The sequence below is a fragment of the Corallococcus macrosporus DSM 14697 genome (genome assembly GCF_002305895.1).
In the GTDB taxonomy this organism is placed as follows: Bacteria; Myxococcota; Myxococcia; order Myxococcales; family Myxococcaceae; genus Myxococcus; species Myxococcus macrosporus.
Map to the genome: position 1 here is coordinate 6,392,445 of NZ_CP022203.1, position 17,849 is coordinate 6,410,293.

Annotated in this window: 11 protein-coding genes; 5 read left to right on the forward strand and 6 right to left on the reverse strand. The window is 73.8% G+C overall.

The annotated features are described in order from the left end of the window. Positions 1-8: 8 nt before the first annotated feature. From MYMAC_RS25530 to xth, 5 genes are all read right to left on the reverse strand, one after another. Complete coding sequence (locus MYMAC_RS25530) at positions 9-1,553, reverse strand: DUF1501 domain-containing protein (protein WP_095959977.1); 1,545 nt, start codon at positions 1,551-1,553, stop codon at positions 9-11. Between the two features lie 3 nt (positions 1,554-1,556). Then, positions 1,557-3,230, reverse strand: coding sequence for a DUF1800 domain-containing protein (locus tag MYMAC_RS25535; protein ID WP_095959978.1), 1,674 nt, complete (start codon positions 3,228-3,230; stop codon positions 1,557-1,559). Positions 3,231-3,389: 159 nt separating this feature from the next. After that, positions 3,390-5,939 (reverse strand): serine/threonine-protein kinase, encoded by a 2,550-nt coding sequence (locus tag MYMAC_RS25540; RefSeq protein ID WP_095959979.1) that lies wholly within the window; start codon positions 5,937-5,939, stop codon positions 3,390-3,392. Between the two features lie 81 nt (positions 5,940-6,020). After that, positions 6,021-6,221, reverse strand: coding sequence for a hypothetical protein (locus MYMAC_RS25545; protein WP_095959980.1), 201 nt, complete (start codon positions 6,219-6,221; stop codon positions 6,021-6,023). A gap of 47 nt (positions 6,222-6,268) precedes the next feature. Beyond that, positions 6,269-7,039, reverse strand: a complete 771-nt coding sequence (gene xth / locus MYMAC_RS25550; RefSeq protein WP_095959981.1) for an exodeoxyribonuclease III — start codon at positions 7,037-7,039, stop codon at positions 6,269-6,271. Positions 7,040-7,236: 197 nt separating this feature from the next. Here xth and MYMAC_RS25555 point away from each other — a divergent pair, with 197 nt between their 5' ends. The 5 genes from MYMAC_RS25555 (at position 7,237) to MYMAC_RS25575 (ending at position 15,518) form a co-directional block, all read left to right on the forward strand. Further along, complete coding sequence (locus MYMAC_RS25555; protein ID WP_095959982.1) at positions 7,237-8,409, forward strand: tetratricopeptide repeat protein; 1,173 nt, start codon at positions 7,237-7,239, stop codon at positions 8,407-8,409. 96 nt (positions 8,410-8,505) lie between these two features. After that, the gene (locus MYMAC_RS25560; protein WP_239989012.1) at positions 8,506-11,133 is read left to right on the forward strand and encodes a penicillin-binding protein 1A; all 2,628 of its coding nucleotides are present in this window, start codon (positions 8,506-8,508) and stop codon (positions 11,131-11,133) included. Then, positions 11,130-12,491 (forward strand): FG-GAP repeat domain-containing protein, encoded by a 1,362-nt coding sequence (locus MYMAC_RS25565; protein ID WP_095959984.1) that lies wholly within the window; start codon positions 11,130-11,132, stop codon positions 12,489-12,491. Before MYMAC_RS25560 ends, MYMAC_RS25565 begins: the two co-directional genes overlap by 4 nt. After that, positions 12,488-13,858, forward strand: a complete 1,371-nt coding sequence (locus MYMAC_RS25570; RefSeq protein WP_095959985.1) for a periplasmic substrate-binding domain-containing protein — start codon at positions 12,488-12,490, stop codon at positions 13,856-13,858. The genes MYMAC_RS25565 and MYMAC_RS25570 overlap by 4 nt, the downstream gene beginning before the upstream one ends. A 10-nt stretch (positions 13,859-13,868) precedes the next feature. Beyond that, the gene (locus tag MYMAC_RS25575; protein ID WP_095959986.1) at positions 13,869-15,518 is read left to right on the forward strand and encodes an ATP-binding protein; all 1,650 of its coding nucleotides are present in this window, start codon (positions 13,869-13,871) and stop codon (positions 15,516-15,518) included. A 137-nt stretch (positions 15,519-15,655) separates the two neighbouring features. On the opposite strand, the gene MYMAC_RS25580 is transcribed toward MYMAC_RS25575, so the two are convergent. Continuing rightward, positions 15,656-17,779 (reverse strand): MXAN_5187 family protein, encoded by a 2,124-nt coding sequence (locus MYMAC_RS25580; protein WP_095959987.1) that lies wholly within the window; start codon positions 17,777-17,779, stop codon positions 15,656-15,658. Positions 17,780-17,849 lie beyond the last annotated feature (70 nt).

The window sequence follows — 17,849 nt, forward strand, 5'->3', positions numbered from 1 at the left end:
ACGAGGGACTACGTCGCGCCCAGCAGCGAGGGGATGCGGTATCTGCGCGCGGCGGCGGGGAAGCCACCCGCTGTCGCCGCGGCGACGTAGGTCGCGAGGTTCGGACACACGTAGTCGCGCTCGGTGGCCGCCGTCGCGCCCAGCCAATACGCCAGGGAATAGGCGTACTGGTCCACCGACAGCGTGGGAATCCAGCGCCCGCGCGAGTCCGTGGTATCGGGGTTGTTCGCGCCGTTGGCGGCCAGGTCCAGGCTGGGGTACGTGCCGTACAGTCGGCCGCCCTGGACCTGCTCGCCAATGACGATGGCGTGGCCACCCCAGGCGTGGTCCGTGCCCCGGTCGGAGTTCTCCACCATCGTGCGGCTGAAGTCGCTCATGGTGAAGAGCGTGGCCTGCGGAGGCGTGGCGCCGAAGACGCCGGACTCGCGCAGGAGCGCCACCGCCCGGTGGAAGGCATCCAGCGAGGAGTCGAGCTGGGCAAGCAGGGCTTCGTGCGTGGTGAGCTGCCCCACGTGGGTGTCGAAGCCGCCCAGCCCCACGGAGAACGCCTGACGCCGCAGCCCCAGGCCTCCGCCCGCCGCGGACGTCGCGCCCGCGACGAGGTCCCGCAGCACGTTCTGGAGCTGCGGGAGCAGCGACCAGCCCGTCACGCCGGAGGGGGGAATGAACAACGCGTCAATGGCATTGCGCGTCTGGAGCGGGAGCGCGTTCCACGCCGCATCACGGGCCTCGGCCCGAGCCAGGGCGAACGTCTTGGCCTGCGTGAAGATGCCCGCGTAGGACGCCTCCAGCGTGACGCCGTTCGAGATGCCCAGCACCTCCGCGAGCGCCTCGGTCTGGAGCGCGTTGAAGCTCGCGGAGCCGTTCTCCCGGAAGGCGAGCGTGCCGTTGGCGGGGACCATCATCGGCTGCCGCGAGGCCCCCGCCGCGAAGAGGGGCTTGCCCCCGAACGACACGACCTCGGGATACTCCCCGGCGTTGAGGCCATGAATCATGTCCGCCATGCGGCCGCCCCACCCCGTGGCCTTGCCCACGAGCGCCAGGGGCAGCCCCGCGGTGGACGGGTTCGCGATGGCGCTCGCCCAGGCGTCCTGCTGGTCGCTGTGGGAGTACAGGTTGTCCGGGCGGGCGGTGGCGCCCGACGTGTACTCCGCCTTCTTCATGGGGAGGACCAGCGGCCCCACGTTGCAGACGAGCGCGGCGCGCCCCTGGTCGAAGAGGGCCCGCACCTTCTGCAGCGAGGGGTGGAGCCCATAGGCGTTCGCGGCCAGCCCTTCCGGGCTGATGGGCAGCAGGTCCCCCTGGGGGATGCCGATGTTCGGCCGCGCGGCGCGGTAGTGCGAGTAGGGCGTGGACCCGAGCGGGACCAGGACGTTGTTGGCGTCATTGCCGCCCAGCAGGAACACGCAGACCGCCGCGCGATAGCCCGCGTAACCGCCGAGGGAGGCCGCCTGCGCCTCGCCCACCAGCCAGCGCGGCAGCGCGGACGACGCGGCGAGGAGCCCCAGACCGCTGGACGTACCACGAAGGAACTGTCGTCTCGAGAAGGACATGGGCTACCTCTGAATCTGGAACTCGGGTGAGAGCGACGTGAGATAGACGGCCAGCTTGCGCTGGCGCGTCGAGTCCCCCGCGCGAGCATCGGTGATGGCCCCGTGGACGAGCGTCTGCAGGCTCGACGACATCGAGGCGTGGAGCCAGTAGCGGCCCAGCCAGACCACCAGCGCGCTGGCGTCGGCCGGGAGCACGCTCACGTCCACCATGACGCCCGCGTTGGCCGGCGTGTTCGCGTAGAGGAGCTCATGCACGAAGTTGGCGCGGGCCGTCACCGTGGCCGTGTCGAGGATGGCGAACTCGGGGCCCAGCAGCCCGTTGCCCCCCGGCGCGGGGGCGTTCGGCGGGTAGTAGCTGAAGACGGAGGGAGGCCGGGGCACCGACTGGCCCATGGCGCTGCTCCAACTGTTCAGCTTCGCGCCGGGGTCCTTGGTTCCGCCCGCCGTGTCCAGCGTGCCGTTGAGCCAGCGGACGAGCGTGGTGACGAACAACGCGGGCGAGCGCAGGTGTCCGTAGTTGGCGCGCTGTCCCGGGAGAACGGACGGCCCGCGCGCGTCGTCATCCTCCAGAATCGCGCGGACCACCGCGCCCAGGTCGCCGCGCACGCCGCTGCCGTTGTCCTTGAAGACGTTGACCACGCGCCGGACGTACCCAGGGCGCGGGTTGCTGGTGACCAGGTGCTGGATGAGCTGCTTGCAGATGAAGGGCGGGAGGTTCGGGTCGGCGAAGACGTTGTCCAAGGCCTCGTTCAGGTGCGCCTTGACGCCGCCCCCCGCCGTCGTGCGCTGGCCCCGCAGCAGGAGCTGCGAGCTCGAGTCATGGTTCACGTTGCAGCCAATCATCCGCTGCCCGTAGCTGGCCGGGTTCGAGCGGCCCCGGTCGGGGCAGCCGTTCTCGTTGGCATAGGTCCACCCGGAGAGCGCATGGGCGAAGGCCTGGACGTGGGCCTCCGTGTACGCCGGAATCGGCGCGCCCTCGGCGTCCGTCCGCTCCGTGCCGTCCTCGTTGAGCTTGTGGAGCCCCAGCGTGAAGAGCTGGAGCATCTCCCGCGCGTAGTTCTCGTTGGGCGCCACGGCCGTGCCATTCGCCAGGTAGGCCTTGTTGTTCGCCATGTCCAGGTACGTGCCCATGGCGGGGTTCAGCGTGATGGCCTCCAGCAGGTCGCGGAAGTTGCCAAAGGCATTGGCGGAGAGCGTGTTGAGGTAGCCCGCCATCGCCAGCCTCGGCTCCGACTCCGGCGTGGACGCGAGGTTGGGGATGCCGTTCTGGGAGACGACGAAGAGCTGGCTCAGCGCGAACGACACCCGCTGCCGCAACTGGTCCCTCCCCTCAATGGCATGGGTGAAGAACTGGGAGCCGAGGTCCGGCGCCCCCAGCTCACCGGTATAGGTGGAGCGGGCGGCGTTGAGCTGCGCGGTGATGGAGGCGGAGATGCCGCGCGCCATCACCGACTCCACCGTGTCGATGGGCAGCGGGCTCGCGCCCCACGCGAGCTTCGGCCCGAAGGTCGACTGCTCGAGGAAGCGGATGGCGTTGGCCTCCGAGGGCGTCTCCAGCGGCTCGGCGGCCTGCTCCCGCTGACCGAGGACCTCGCTCTCCACCGCCTCCGGGGGACTGTCTTCCGGTGCGCACGCGGTCACGCACACGGCCATCGCTAGGGTGAGACGTCGAAGCATGGGGAATGGCCTCCAGGACGAAGCGGCGGCGCCTGGGCGGCACCCGCACGCGCCTCATCAGCACGGGAGATAACAGAAAAAGCAGAATAACTTCAAATACCCGACAAGGCGGCTCAGACCTGGCGCGGCGGGAGACCTGTCATGTCTCACCGCGGGCGCTCACGCGGACCAGATGGCCTCCACCCGGGAGCGCACCTTGCGCCGCGCGTCCGCGAACCCCGGCTGCGCGCGCAGGGGCGTCAGCACCGGGCACCGGTCCATCCACTCCAGGTCGATGAGCGCCACGTCCGCCGCCTGGTGCACGTAGCGCAGCGCTTCGGCGGGCGCGCCCCGGAGACACATCAACTCCGCCGCGAGCTGACACAGCATCGACGCGAAGCGCGTGTCCACCTGCCGGCTGAGCAAGCCATCCAGGATGGACTGCGCGGACTCCACCGACACCTCGCCCAGCGCCATCGTGCAGTAGTTGGCCACGTGGAAGGCCATGTGACTCGGGTCTTCGTTCAGCGCGGCCCGGCACTGGCGCACGTCGTCCAGGTCCCCCTTCCAGGCGGACACCCGCATGCGGAGGATGAGCACCGGCATGCTCAGCAGGGGCAGGCTGCGCAGGCGCTCCAGGCACCACTGGTAGGTCGCCTCATCGCCACGCAAGGCGCTGCACCGCGCCACCTCGACCAGGCCGATGGCCATGCCCGGCTCCAGCGCATAGGCCAGCTTCAAGCGCGGCATGCCCTCGTCCACGCGCCCCGCCTCGCACTGGAGGTTGCCGAGGAGCTGGAGCGCCGGCGCGAAGGTGGGCGCCGCGTCCAACGCCGCGCGCAAGGCCACCACCGCGTCCCGCCAGCGGCCCTCCCGGGTGGCCAGGATGGCCGTGGCCAGCTTCGTCTCCAGGAGCTCCGGCGCCACGTGCCGGGCGCGCTCCAGGCTCGTCCGCGCCAGCGCGGCCCAGTCGACGTCGTTGTCGTCTTGCAGCGCGTGGATGAAGCCCGCCCGGAGCGTCGCCACCGCGTGGTGCGCCGCCGCGTGCGGGAAGTCAGGCACCGCTTCGTGAAGCTGCTCGAGCGGCGTGATGACCTCGTCCTTCAGCTCGCGCGGCATCGAGGGGGCGGACATCCGGGAGAGCACCTGCCGGTAGAGGGCCAGCGCCTCCGCCGGCACCGTGGCGCGGTAGGCCAGGATGGCCAGCTCACCACGCAGGGCCTCCGCCAGCCGCTGTCCCAGCCGGTCCTGGAGCTGGAACGGGTCCTCATCCGCGTCGTCGAAACGGCCGCTCCACAGCTGCGTGCCGGACGCGCCCTCCACCACCCGCAGCGTCACGCGCACCGTCTTGCCCGCGGCCTGGAGCGAGCCATCCACCACCAGCTCCACCCCCAGCTCGCGCGCGGCGACGCGAGGGTCCCGCTCGTGCCGGAAGCGCTCCGTGGCCCCGCTGCTCTGCACCCGGAGGCCACGCGTCCTCGACAACACGTCGATGAGCGCCTCCGTCACGCCGTCGCCCAGGAACTCCTGCTCCCGCGTCCCCATGAAACGGAGCGGCAGCACCGCCAGCGACTGCTCACCCGCGCGCGGCGGCGTCCGAGGCGTCGTGCGAGACACCATCGCGCCCGACGACATCGAGACGTGGCCGGCACCGCTGGGCCCTGGCGTCGACGAGCCCTGGGTGCCAGTCGCGGGCGTCACCGCCCCGGAAACCTGGGAGGCCCCGCCGGACCTCGGCGTGGACGTGCCGTCACCCGCGGCGTGCCCTCGCGTCCCGGGATGCGTGCCGTGGGAATGGCCATGCTCGGGCTCCAGAGACTCCCCGACGGAGCCCAGCCACCGCCGCAGCGCGTCCGCCACGCAGGCCGCGTCCTGGGGACGCCCGGAGGGCTCCCGCGACAGGCATGAGAGCACCAGCTCCGCCAGCGCGTCCGGCACCGCCGCGAGCAGGCGGGGGTCTGGCGGAGGATGCCGCAGCCGGGCCACCGCCACCGCCATGGGCGAGTCGCCGGTGAAGGGCGGCGTGCCCGTCAGCAACTGGTAGAGCACCAGGCCCGTGGCGTAGAGGTCGGCGCGAGCGTCCACCTCGCCGCTCTCCAACTGCTCGGGCGCCATGTACATGGGCGTGCCCACCAGGCCCTGCGTGCGCGAGGCCGCCTCGCCCGCCACCGCCCGGGCGATGCCGAAGTCGGTGAGCACCACGCGGCCCCGCGGCTCCACCAGCACGTTGGCCGGCTTCAAATCCCGGTGCACCACGCCCGCCGCGTGCGCCGCGGCCAGCCCTTCGCACAGCGCCAGGACCAGCCGCGCCGCGCGCGCCGGCGGCACCGCGCCCTCGCGCTCCATCAGCGACTGGAGGCTCTCCCCCTCCACGTACTCCATGGTCAGGTAGAGGCGGCCCGCGTGCTCGCCCAGGTCGAAGGTCCGCGCCACGTGCCGGTGGGTGATGCGCCGGGCCAGGCGGACCTCGCGGCGGAAGCGCTCCAACCACTCCGGCGCCGGCGAAGCGCCCAGCTCCAGCAGCTTCAACGCCACCACGTCGCCCACCAGCGTGTCCCGCGCGCGATACACCGCGCCCATGCCACCGCGACCGGCCAGCGCCTCCAGGACGTAACGCCCCGCGAACCGCGCGCCCTCCGCCTCGTCCGTGATGGCGACACGCGGCTGCGCGGAGAGCAGCGTCGCGTCGGCCCCCTCGGGTGGCGCGCTCGGTTTTTTCTCCTCGGACACGGCCCGGAATCTACCCTGCCGTGACTCGGGACGCCCGGCATTCGGGACGCGCCTTGGATTCTCTGGATTTCGCGCCCAAGCTCAGGGCGCCGCTGGCGGTGGCTCGGGAGGCCTCGGCTTGAAGAGCGCGCACGCGCGGACCGGCTGCGGCGGGTACTTCTGGGGCAGCAGCGGGCAGAGGATGAAGGTGGTGGTCCGGGACTGGACGTAGCGAGGCGGCGCGGCGCATCGGTGGCAGAGGCTGCCGGGAAACGGCAGCGATTCGGGTGGGGGCGTCGTCATGGCCTTCGCCCCCGGAGCATCGCACGAATCCCGGCGCGTGCCGCGGCTCAGTCGCGCAGCTCGAGCCACACGGGCGCGTGGTCCGAGGGCTGCTTGCCCTTGCGCTCCTCGCGGTCCACGTCCACCACCGTCAGCCGCTCGGCCAGGGGGGCCGTGACGTAGAGGTGGTCGATGCGCAGGCCCAGGTTCTTCGGGAAGCCGAGCATGCGGTAGTCCCACCAGGTGAACTTCTGCACGCCCGGGTGCAGCTTGCGGAAGGCATCCGACAGCCCGAAGGCGCCCAGGTGCTGGAGCGCGTCCCGCTCCTTCAGCGTGAAGAGCGTCTGGCCCTCCCACAGCTTCGGGTCGTACGTGTCGAGGTCCTCGGGCGCCACGTTCCAGTCGCCGCCCAGCACCAGGGGCTCGTCGGGCTTGTGGCGCGCGTCCAGGTAGCGCCGCAGCCGGCCGTACCACTCCAGCTTGTACTGGTACTGCGGCGAGTCCACCGACTGGCCGTTGGGCGCGTACGCGCTCACCACGCGGATGCCGCCCACCGTGGCCGCGATGAGGCGCGCGTGTGAATCATCCACGCCGTCGGACAGGCCCTTCACCACGTCCTTCGGCTCCTCCTTCGCGAGGATGGCGACGCCGTTGTACGTCTTCTGCCCGTGGACCGCGGCGTGGTAGCCCAGCTCGCGCACGGCCTCCAGGGGGAAGTCCTCGTCCACGCACTTGAGCTCCTGCAGGCAGAGGACGTCCGGCTGGGCCTTCTTCAACCAGGCGAGCAGCCGCTCCTGCCGGGCTCGCACCGAGTTCACGTTCCAGGTGGCGATCTTCATCGCGCGGACCGTCGCACGCCGCCCGCGCCCGCCGCCATGCTTTTCCCCGGCCCTGTGGCCAGGAGGCCACACAGCCCCCTCTGCCCCTCTGGGAGCAGACGTGGCACGCCAGTCGCAATGACGCCGGGTGGGGGCCTGGCATCCGGCTCCCCGGAGTCCCCGTTCCGGGCCCTCCGCCAGCAGTCGAGGTCGCCGCCATGCGCCAGGACACCCCGAAGAAGCCCACGCTCCTCGCCGGACTCCCCGTGCCCACCGTCCTGCGACGCGCGCTGGTGCCAGTGGGCATTGTGGCGCTCGGACTGGTGGCGGCCTGGGCAGACGCGCCGCTGCCCCCGGCGCTCACCGCGTGGCTGGACGCGGAGCAGCAGGCGGCGCCGGAGGCCACCGGTCCCCGCATCGTCATCGACGTGTCCGCTCCCGATTCGGGGACAGGGGGGACGCGGGGTGTCCGTGCCACGCCGCGCGAGGTGCACCTCGCGCCCGCCTCCGCCGGCCTGGGAGCCGTCCCCGGCGCGGAGGATTCCCGCGGCGCCCCTCCGGACAACGACACCGCACCCGACACGTCCGCCAAACCGGAAGCGGGAGGCCTGGGCAGCGAGCCGGATGCGACGCTCGCGCTGCCCCACACGCATGGCCGCAGCGTGGACCACCTGAGCCGGGCCCACCTGCTGCGCGACTGGGATGACCTGTCGGGCGCCCTCACCGAGTGCCGCCGCGCCATTCATGACGCCCCCGAGGACGTGGCCGCCGTGGCGCTGGCCGCGGAGCTCGCCGGGCTCACCGGGCGGCTGGACCTGGCCGTGCGCGCCCAGGCCTGGCTCGGCCGCCTGCTCCCGCTGGATGCCCGCCCCCTGGTGCGACAGGCCCGGCTGCTGGTGTCCCTGGGCCGCCACACCGAAGCGGTGGAAGCGGGCGAGGAGGCCGTGGTGCGCGACCCGGAGTACGTGGAGGCCTACCAGGTGCTCGGGCGCGCCCACCTGGCGAGCGGTGAGCTGGCGAAGGCGATGCTGCGCTTCCAGCAGGCCGTGCACCTCCACCCGGAGCACGGCTACGCGCTCAACAACCTGGGCCTCACGTACCTGCGCGCGGGTGAGAACCAGAAGGCCGCGGACGTGCTCACCCGGGCGGCGGCGCTGCTCCCGCACGTGGCCTACGTGCACAACAACCTGGGCGTGGCCCACGAGCGGCTGGGACAGCAGGAGCACGCCCGGTCCGCCTACGCCGCGGCCATGCACCTGTCACCCCGCTACGTCCAGGCCCGCGTCAACGCGGACCGGATGCGCCGCATGGCTCACGCGGACATCGCGGGTGCCCAGCCCCAGCGTGGGCAGGCCCGCCCCACCGGGGGTGAGGCGTCCGCTCCCCGGTAGCGCCTTCCTGCCTGGAGGCCCCGCGCCGGGCGGGCCTCCAGAGCGGTTCCCGTTCAGGGTCCCCCGGTCTAACCTGCGGCCTCCCCTTCCAGCGTAATGACCACGGCTCCCCAGATGCCCTCTTCGTCCGAAACCTCCACACCCACTCCCCCCGCGCCGCCCTCGCGCCCGGGGTTCGGTGCCCGGCTCTGGCGCTGGACGAAGCGGCTGCTCATCACCGGCCTCGTGTGCCTGGTGCTCGGCGCCCTCACAGTGGTGGGCGGCTACGTGTACTACAGCCAGGACCTGCCCTCCGTGGACGCGCTCCGCGACTACCAGCCGCCGCAGGTCACCAAGGTGACGTGCGCTGACGGCAGCATCTGCGCCGAGTTCGCGCGCGAGCGGCGCACGTTGATTCGCGTGGAGGATTTGCCGCCCCACGTCCGCAACGCCTTCCTGGCCGCCGAGGACGCGGACTTCTACAAGCACGAGGGCCTGGACTTCTTCGGCATCACCCGCGCGGCCATCAAGAACCTCATCCCCAACAGCCGCAAGTCCGGCGCGTCCACCATCACCCAGCAGGTGGTGAAGAACCTGCTCCTGACGCCCGAGCGGAAGTTCTCCCGCAAGGCGCGCGAGTGGATCCTCACGCCGCGCGTGGAGGAGGCGCTCACCAAGGACCAGATTCTCTCGCTCTACATCAACCAGTCCTACTACGGGCAGCGCCGCTACGGCCTGGAGGAGGCCGCCCTCTACTACTTCGGCAAGCACGCCAAGGCGCTGAACGTGGGCGAGGCCGCGGTGCTCGCGGGCACCGTGCAGCTCCCGCACCGCATCAACCCGGTGACGAACATGACGCGGGCGAAGTCGCGGCAGCGCTACGTGCTGGACCAGATGGCGCGCAACGGCTTCGTGTCCGCGGACGTGGCGGAGGCGGAGAAGGAGCAGCCCATCGTCCTGGCGCCCCGTCGCGGCAAGGCGGTGGGGCCGTACTACACGGAGGAGATTCGCCGCACCCTCATCGCCCGCTACGGCGAACAGGTGGTGATGGAGGGCGGGCTGCGCGTGGACATCGCCATGGTGCCCAGGCTCCAGCTCGCGGCGGAGGAGGCGGTGCGGGAAGGCCTGGAGGCGGTGGACCGGCGCCAGGGCTACCGCGGTCCCCGTGGGGCGCTGGAGAAGGGGCAGTGGGAGCGCTACCGGGCGCTCATCGCCACGCGCATCGAGGAAGCGGGGCGCCGGCAGAAGGACCAGGGCTACGTCGCGGACCTGTCGCCGCTGGCCAAGGTGGAGAAGGAAGCGCCGAAGCCGCCCGAGGCGGCGGGGGCCGTGGTGGACCCGCTGGAGGAGGAAGGCGCCGAGGAGCAGCGCCCGGACCTGACGCCCGAGGACGAGGCGCCGCTGTCCCCGGACCAGCTCCTGGCGCAGTCCGTGCGCCTCAAGCCCATGGAGGAGGGCCTGCGCCTCACCGGCTACGTGATGCTCGTGGACGACAAGCGCAAGGTGGCGCGCGTGGACCTGGTGGGCCGCACCGCCGAGGTGCCCTTCGCGTCCGTCACCTGGGCCCGGCGGAAGGGCAAGGGCGCACCGAAGAAGATCTCCGACGTCTTCACCGAGGGCGAGCTCGTCTTCGTGCGCGTGCTCAAGGCGCCGCCCGCGCCGGCCTTCGTGGAGGCGACGCTGGACCAGGTGCCCGAGGTGCAGGGCGGGCTGGTGGTCATCCGCCCGGAGAACCGGCACGTGGTGGCGCTGGTGGGCGGCTATGACGCGGAGCGCTCGTCCTTCAACCGCGCCACCCAGGCGAAGCGGCAGCCGGGCTCGTCGTTCAAGCCGTTCCTCTACGCCGCCGCCATGGGCAGCGGGCGGTACACGCCGCTGTCCAAGGTCAACGACGCCCCCGAGGCCGTGCGCGACCCGTACACGGGCAAGACGTGGAAGCCGCAGAACTACGACCGCCAGTTCCAGGGCCCGATGACGCTGCGCGAGGCGCTGACCAAGTCGAAGAACACGGTGTCCGTGCGGCTCATCGAGGCGCTCACTCCGGCCACCGCCATCGACTTCGCGCGCCGGGCCGGCATCCACTCGCCGCTGCCGGAGAACCTCACGCTGGCGCTGGGCACGGGGGAAGTCACCATGCTGGAGGCGGCCAACGCCTACGCCACCCTCCAGGCCAGCGGCCGCTACGCGGAGCCGCTGATGCTGCTGCGCGTGCGGGACGCGCACGGCAAGGTGCTGGAGGAGCACCAGCCCGCCTTCGAGGAGACGCTGCCGCCCGCGGTGGCCTACCTCACCACGTCGCTGATGCGCAGCGTGGTGGAGGACGGCTCGGGCCGGGCCGTGCTCGCGCTGGAGCGCCCCGCCGCGGGCAAGACGGGCACCACCCAGCAGTCCCGCGACACGTGGTTCTCCGGCTACACCGCGGACTGGGTGGCCAGCGCGTGGGTGGGCTTCGACGACAACGCGCCGCTGGGGGGCAGGGAGACGGGTGGCCGCGCCGCGCTGCCCATCTGGCTCCAGTTCATGCGCGTGGCCCACGAAGGGCTGCCCACGCGGGAGTTCGAGGTGCCGCCCGGCGTCGTGCAGGTGCGCATCGACCCCATCAGCGGGCTGCTGGCGGGCAACTCCGTCCCGGGCCGGCTGGAGCCCTTCCTCGAAGGCACGCAGCCCACCGCGGAGGCGCCGCCGCCGGGGCAGGTGACCACCGACCAGTTCTTCCTCGACGACGGCAACAGGCGGGGCTTGTGAGCCACGCCCGCGCCTGGTTGTGGGCCCCGGCGCTGGCCGCGCTCCTGGCGCGAGCGGCGCCCGCTGCCTCCGACACCCCCGCCGCCATTCCCCGGCTGGCCCGGCAGGTGACGGGGGCCGTGCGCGCGCAGCGCGGCGTGGAGGCGCCCGTGGCGGTGTATGTCACGGGCGGCTCCGCCGAGCTTCGCCGCGCGGTGAGCACGGTGCTCGCGTCGCAGCTCTCCTCCGCGGGCCTGGCCCCCGTGGTGCTGGATGCGCCCACGGCCGACGCCGCCGAGTCGCTGGCGCGCGCCCAGGGCGCCCGGACGCTGGTGCGGCTCTCGCTGGACGTGGCGGGCGGCGCGCTGCGCGCCCGGGGCGACGTGCTCGGCACCTGGGTGAACTTCTGGTCCGGCCGCGCGCCCACGCGCCCGCCCAGACCCGCCGCCACGTTGGTGGAGACGGTGCCCGCGGACGCGGCGGTGCTGGCGCTCGCGCTGGAAGGTGGAGGCACCCCGCCCACGGCGCCTCCGGACGCGGGCCCGCGGAGCCTCCGGCTGCTGGGCGTGACGCTGGCGCGGCTGGAGCAGCCGCTGGCCGCGCTCGCCGCGGGGGACCTGGACGGCGACGGACGCGACGAGGTGGTGGCCCTCACGGAGCGGGACGTCTCCGTCTTCGACGCCGAGGGCCGCCTCGTCGCGCGCCGGGAGCTGGACGCCCTGCCCGCCTCGCACGCCACCACCCGGGAGCCGTTCGGCGCGCTGGCCCTCGTGCCGGGTCCGCCCCGGGTGGCCGCGTGGAGCACGCGCCATGCGCACGGCGAGCTGCTGGCGCTGGACAAGGCCCACGCCCGCCTGCGCGCGGTGGGGACGCTGGACCTGGCGCCCCTGGGCGCCGCCGAGCGGGGAACCTTCGTCCCAGGGCAGACGGCCTTCGCCCCGGCCGTGAGGCTGGCGGAGGGCCGCACGCTGACGGTGCCCGCGCCCTTCACCACCGCGAGCCTGGACTCGCAGCGGCTGCTGTTCGTCCACCCGGACGGCTCCGCGGCTTTCTATGCACACGCGGGCGCGGCGCCGGCGCGGTGGACGAACCTGGGCGCGGGCAGCGCGCTGGGCGACCTGGACGGAGACGGCGTGCCGGAGCTCATCACCACCTCGCCCCAACTGTCTCCGTCGCCCGACGTGCTGCGCGTGCACGGCACCACCGGGGACGACCCCGGCACGCAGGAGCCGCTGTGGCAGGGGGCCCTGCCCGCGGGCCGCGCGCTGTACGTGGTGACGGCCCGCCTGGACGGCGACCAGCGCCGCGAGGTCATCGTGGGCCTCTGGAAGCCGGACGGCACCAGCGAGCTGTTCCTCCTGCGCCAGGGGGCCCCATGAGGCTGCGCACCACCCTCGCCTGCGTCGCGCTGCTCGCGTCCGCGTCCGCCCAGGCCGCCGGCCGCCCCCGCTATGGCGGTGAGCTGCGCGTCGCCCATGATGGCCCGCCGGAAGTGGCCGAGCCCGCGCTCGCCGACACGCCCCTGGAAGCCACGCTGCTGGGCCTGCTGTCCCAGCCGGTGTGCCGGGCCACGCGGGACGGCGGCGTCGCGCCCGCGCTCGCCCAGGCGCTGGCGCGTCCCACGCCCCAGTCCCTGCGCCTCACCCTGCCCGGCGCCGCGTCCGCCAACGCGCTCGCGCGCGCGTGGATGCGGCTGGCCAGCACCGAGGGCGCGTCCCCCTACCGGGCCCTCCTCCATCCGCTGCGCGGCGAGGCGCGGCAGCTCACGCCTCGGGGGGCCACGCTGGAGCTGACGCTGGCCTACCCCTGGCCGGACCTGGAGCGCGCGCTGTGCCACCCGGCGCTGGCGCCGCCCACCTCCGCCTCCGCCCTGGGGCCCTTCACCGCGGCGGGGCGCGGGGCCCTGGAGGCCCAGACGGCGTGGCCCCAGGGGCGCCCGTACCTGGACCGGCTGCTGCTCACCGCCACGGACCAGCGCGGCCTCTCCCGGCTGTGGTCCGCCCGCCAGGTCCAGGTGGAGCTGGGCGTCGCGTCGGAGACGGACACCACCGCCGGCACGCCGCTCTACGCCACCTTCCTGGCCTTCTCTCCCCGGCGGCTGCCACCGGACTTCCGGCAGGCCGTGGAGAGCGCCATCGACCGCGAGGACCTGACGCGCCTCTTCGTCCAGGCGCCCGCGCAGCCCATGCCGCACCTGCTGCCGCCGGCCCTGCTGGACGCGCCCGCGCGCCCCCGCCCCTCCGCGCCTCCGGCGAGGCCCGCGCGCACGGTGACGCTGCGCTACGACGCGTCGGTGGCGGACCAGCGCGCGGTGGCGGAGCGCATCCAGGTGAGGCTGCACGAGCGCGGCTACACCGTGGCGCTGGAGGCGCTCCCCCGCGCCGCCCTGCGCGCCCGCTGGGCCCAGGGTGACTTCGAGCTGATGCTGCACGCGCTGCTGCTGCCGCCCGTCCCCGGCCCCGCGCTGGCGGTGGTGCTGGACGCGGGCGGGCGCAAGGACTTGCTGGGCGTGGAGCTGCCCGTCATCGGCTCGCTCCCGTCCTCCGCGGCGCGAGACGCGCGGGCGAAGGAGCGGGCCCTGGCCCTGGCCGCGTCCGTGCCCCTGGTGCCCCTCTACGTGCAGGGGCTGGGAATGCGCTTCGCTCCGGAGGTGGGCGGGGTGATGATGGACGCGCAAGGCCTGCCCTGGCTGGACGGGCTGCACGTCCTGCCCACCGAGGGGACGGCCATGGGAGGACGTCCTTGAGGAGACCGGCATGCGCTTGAGGACGCGGCTGGCGCTCGCCTTCGCCCTGCTGGCCCTGGTTCCGCTCGCCGTCGTGGTCCCCCCCACCCTCACCCGCTTGCGCGACACGCTGTCGCGCGAGCTGGACGCGCGCATGGAGGCGGCCACCGCGTCCGCGCAGGAGTCCTTGGAGCGCTCCGGCGCCACCGCCCGCCGCGCGGTGGAGGAGCTGGTGGACAGCACCATCATGGAGGACCTGGCCCGCGAGGCCCGCGAGCGCCCCACCCGCGCCATCCAGGCGGGCACCGCCGAGGGCCTGATGAAGAGCCGGGGCCTGAGCGTGCTGGCGCTCTTCGACCGCGACGGCACGGTGCTCTCCTCCGGCCACCTGCCCGCGCGCCGGGGGGACCCGGACCCCGTCCTCTTCGCCGTCACCCAGCAGCAATCCCCCCGGCCGGTGCCGGTGCGCGTGGAGGTGCGCACGGCCTCCGGGCTCCGACAGCTCCCCGCGCTCGTCACCGCGCGCCCGGTGGACTTCGGGGACCTGCGGCTGTGGGCCGTGGGCGGCGTGCTGCTCGATGAAGGCCTGGCGCAGCACCTGGCCCGGCTCACCCAGACGCAGGTGACGCTGCTGGCGGGTGACGCGGCCCTGGCCAGCGCGGGCACCGCCGAGCCGCCGACGGTGACGAAGTCGCTGCCGCTGGGAGAAGCGGCCACGGTGCGGTTCGTCTTCAGCCGCGCGGCCGCGCGCGAGGCGGAGCAGGGCGTCATGCGCGCCTTCCTCCTGCTGGCGGCACTCGGCGGCACCTTCGCGGTGCTGCTGGGCCTGCTGGTGTCGCGGTGGATGACGCGGCCGGTGGAGGCCCTCACCGAGGGCGCCCGGCGCGTGGCGGAGGGCGCGTTGGAGTCGCAGGTGACGGTGGAGGCCAGCGGCGAGGTGGGCGAGCTGGTGCGGACGTTCAACCGCATGACGTCCGAGCTCAAGGCCACCACCGAGCGGCTGATGGCCAGCGAGCGCATCGCCGCGTGGCAGGAGGTGGCGCGGCGGCTGGCGCACGAAATCAAGAACCCGCTGACGCCCATCCGCATGTCGCTGGAGACGCTCCAGGCCGCGCAGGAGGCGAGGCACCCGCGCTTCCCGGACATGTTCAAGGAGAGCGCGGGCGTGGTGCTGGAAGAGGTGGACCGGCTGCGCCGCATCGTCGACGAGTTCAGCCACTTCGCGCGGCTGCCCAAGCCCCAGCTCGCGCCCGTGGACCTGGGGGAGCTGGCCCAGAGCGTGCTGGCGCTGTACGCCACGCCGCCGCCCGGCATCCAGATTCTGCCCACGCTCCAGACGGGCGTGCTGGCGCGGGCGGACCGGGACCAGCTCACCCAGGTGCTGGTGAACCTGGTGAAGAACGCCGAGGAGGCCATGGTGTCCAGCGGGGGCACCCTGCGCGTGCGCGTGCGCTCCACCGAAGCCGACGCCATCGTCGAGGTGGAGGACAGCGGCCCCGGCATCCCCCTGGAGCACCGCGCGCGCGTCTTCGAACCCTACTTCACCACCAAGGACGGCGGCACGGGCCTGGGGCTGGCCATCGCCGCGCGCATCCTCCAGGAGCACGGCGGCAAGCTGGAGGTGGGCGGAGCGCCCGGCCAGGGCGCGCGCTTCAGCCTGGTGCTGCCGCGCGCGGCGTGACTCGGGCGCCGCGCTCCGCGAGGTCCACGAAGCGCTGACGGACGGCATCCTGCTCGGCCCTGACGAAAAGGCCCGCGGTCTCCCAGGAGACCACGGGCCTTCGACACTTCAGCGGCGGCCAGGGGCCGCGCGCGGCCTCAGTCCTTGACGGGGGTGGCCTTGAGGGCCGCCTTGCCTTCCTTCACGTAGACCTGGAAGCGCACCGTCTTGCACGCGTACTTCTGGACGAGCTGCTCCTTGTTCTTGCGGAGCTTCTGCACGAACTTGTCGTACGTCAGGCCGTCCGCCGCCTCGCCACACCGCTCGCGGGTGGTGAGGAACTCACGGAAGACCTCCTGGAAGTGCTGCTCGTCGGTGAGCGCCACCGCGGAGTTGCCCGCGCCCGGCAGCGGAATCGCGGCCTGCGCGGCGGGACGCGGCGGAGGCATGGGGATGGCGTCCGACGTCGGCGGCCGCGCGCTCGCCTGGAGCAGCTCGCGCGGAATCGCCGCCACGCGCGTCGTCTCCGGGCTGTCCGGGGCCGCCTGCGAGGCCGCCAGCGCGAAGGGGTCCGCCGCCTGCTGGAGCGAGTACGCCGCCGTGGGCTGGTCCTCGAAGGCGAACGCGCCCCGGCGTGGCGCCGCGGGCGACAGCGGCTCGGGCCCACCCGAGGCCTCCGGGGCCGACTCGAACGGCATCGCCCCCATGGGCGCGGGCGGCTGCTGCGGCGGCGCGGGGAACGGGAACGCCTCCGCCGAACCAAACGGGTCCGCGGCGGGCGCGGGCGGCGGGGGCGCGAAGGCGAACGCGTCCGCCGCCGGAGCAGGCGCGGGAGGCGGAGCCGGCGGAGCGAAGGCGAACGGGTCGCCCACGGGCGCCTGCGCGGGAGGCGACAGCGCGAACGGATCGCCCGTCGGAGGCGGCGCCTGCTGCGCGAACGGGTCCGCGGCGGGCGCGGGCGCCGGAGGCGCGAAGGCGAACGGGTCCGCCGCCGGAGCGGGCGCCGGCGCCGGGGGCGCGAAGGCGAACGGGTCCGCCGCGGGCGCAGCCGCCGGAGCGACAGGCGGCGGGGCGAAGGCGAACGGGTCCGCCGCCGGAGCGGGCGCGGGCGCCGGTGCGGCCGGCGCGAAGGCGAACGGGTCGGCGGCGGGCGTGGGCGCCGCGGCGGGCGCCGGGGCCTGGGCCGTGGCGGCGGGCGCGGGCGCCGAGGCCATGGCGGACGACAGGCTCAGCGTGTCCGAGCTGCTGCTGGACGCCTCCTCCGAGCCCTCCGACTTGCGGCCGGAGCCCATCATCAGCGTCCACACCAGGCTCAGGCCCAGGAGGCCCGCCAGGGCGAACAGCGCGTTCTGCTGGTACGCGGCCAGCGCGCCCAGCACCGGCTCCGTGCTGGCGATGGCGAGCACCTCCACCGGCGTGCCGGAAACCGCCCGGCGCGCGCCCACCATCAGCGGCGCGTTCCCGCCCAGCGGGTCATCCTGGGTGAAGACGGGCAGCGCCACCGGGCCCAGCGCCAGCAGCTTGCCGGTGCTCAGCACCACGCCGGACGCCTCCGCGGCGACCTTCGCCAGCGAGCCCTCCGCCAGCAGCTTCTGCGGACCGGCCACCCCCGCCAGCGCGTCCCCCTTCACCAGCGCCAGCGCCGCCGTGCCCGACGCCTGGACGGCGGCCTCCAGCGCGCCTTCGTCCAGCAGCGGCGCGCCCAGCACCAGCGTCACCGCGGGCGCCCCGGCGTCCCACGACAGCGGCACCGCGGCGAACGCATGCGGCGCGCCAAAGGCCTCCGCCACGCTGGCCCCCGTCTTGACGAGGCCCGCCACGTCCAGCTTCGCCGCGTCCGAGGACGGCTCGGCGCCGGCCACCGCGTGGAACTGCGCGTCCGGGGTGGCCACGGCCACCACGGCGCCCTTGAGCTCCTGGGGAATCACGGCCTCCACGGCGCTGCGCACCGCGGCGAAGCGCTCGGCGGTGAAGGCGCGCGCGGCGGCGGCCTCCGCCTCGGCGCGCTCCCGCTCCCGCTGATTGCGGGGCGCGGGCTGCGCGGGAAGCGGCGGGACAGCGGCGGCCACCACCTCCGGCAGGGCCGCGAGCTTCAGCGCCAGTGACTGCACTTCGGCACGACGTGCATCCACGCGGCGCGCCACCTCGGCTGCGCCCGCGGAGGCCTGGGCCGACGCTCCGGCGACGGCGCGCTCGCGCAGCGGTCCCGAAAGCATCGGCAGGTGAGCAACGCCCAGTCCGATGACCAGGAATGCGAAGACGAGGAACTTGAGGCGGACCATCGCCGTCCTTTTAGCCCGAGGTTGAAGGGTTCCGCTTATAGCGTTCACCGTTCGGCCCCAGCAAGATTCG

Bases quoted from the DNA above. Each gene is read 5' to 3' on its own strand.
- MYMAC_RS25530 (WP_095959977.1), bottom strand. From the start codon at position 1,553: ATGTCCTTCTCGAGACGACAGTTCCTTCGTGGTACGTCCAGCGGTCTG.
- MYMAC_RS25535 (WP_095959978.1), bottom strand. From the start codon at position 3,230: ATGCTTCGACGTCTCACCCTAGCGATGGCCGTGTGCGTGACCGCGTGC.
- MYMAC_RS25545 (WP_095959980.1), bottom strand. From the start codon at position 6,221: ATGACGACGCCCCCACCCGAATCGCTGCCGTTTCCCGGCAGCCTCTGC.
- xth (WP_095959981.1), bottom strand. From the start codon at position 7,039: ATGAAGATCGCCACCTGGAACGTGAACTCGGTGCGAGCCCGGCAGGAG.
- MYMAC_RS25555 (WP_095959982.1), top strand. From the start codon at position 7,237: ATGCGCCAGGACACCCCGAAGAAGCCCACGCTCCTCGCCGGACTCCCC.
- MYMAC_RS25560 (WP_239989012.1), top strand. From the start codon at position 8,506: ATGACCACGGCTCCCCAGATGCCCTCTTCGTCCGAAACCTCCACACCC.
- MYMAC_RS25570 (WP_095959985.1), top strand. From the start codon at position 12,488: ATGAGGCTGCGCACCACCCTCGCCTGCGTCGCGCTGCTCGCGTCCGCG.
- MYMAC_RS25575 (WP_095959986.1), top strand. From the start codon at position 13,869: ATGCGCTTGAGGACGCGGCTGGCGCTCGCCTTCGCCCTGCTGGCCCTG.
- MYMAC_RS25580 (WP_095959987.1), bottom strand. From the start codon at position 17,779: ATGGTCCGCCTCAAGTTCCTCGTCTTCGCATTCCTGGTCATCGGACTG.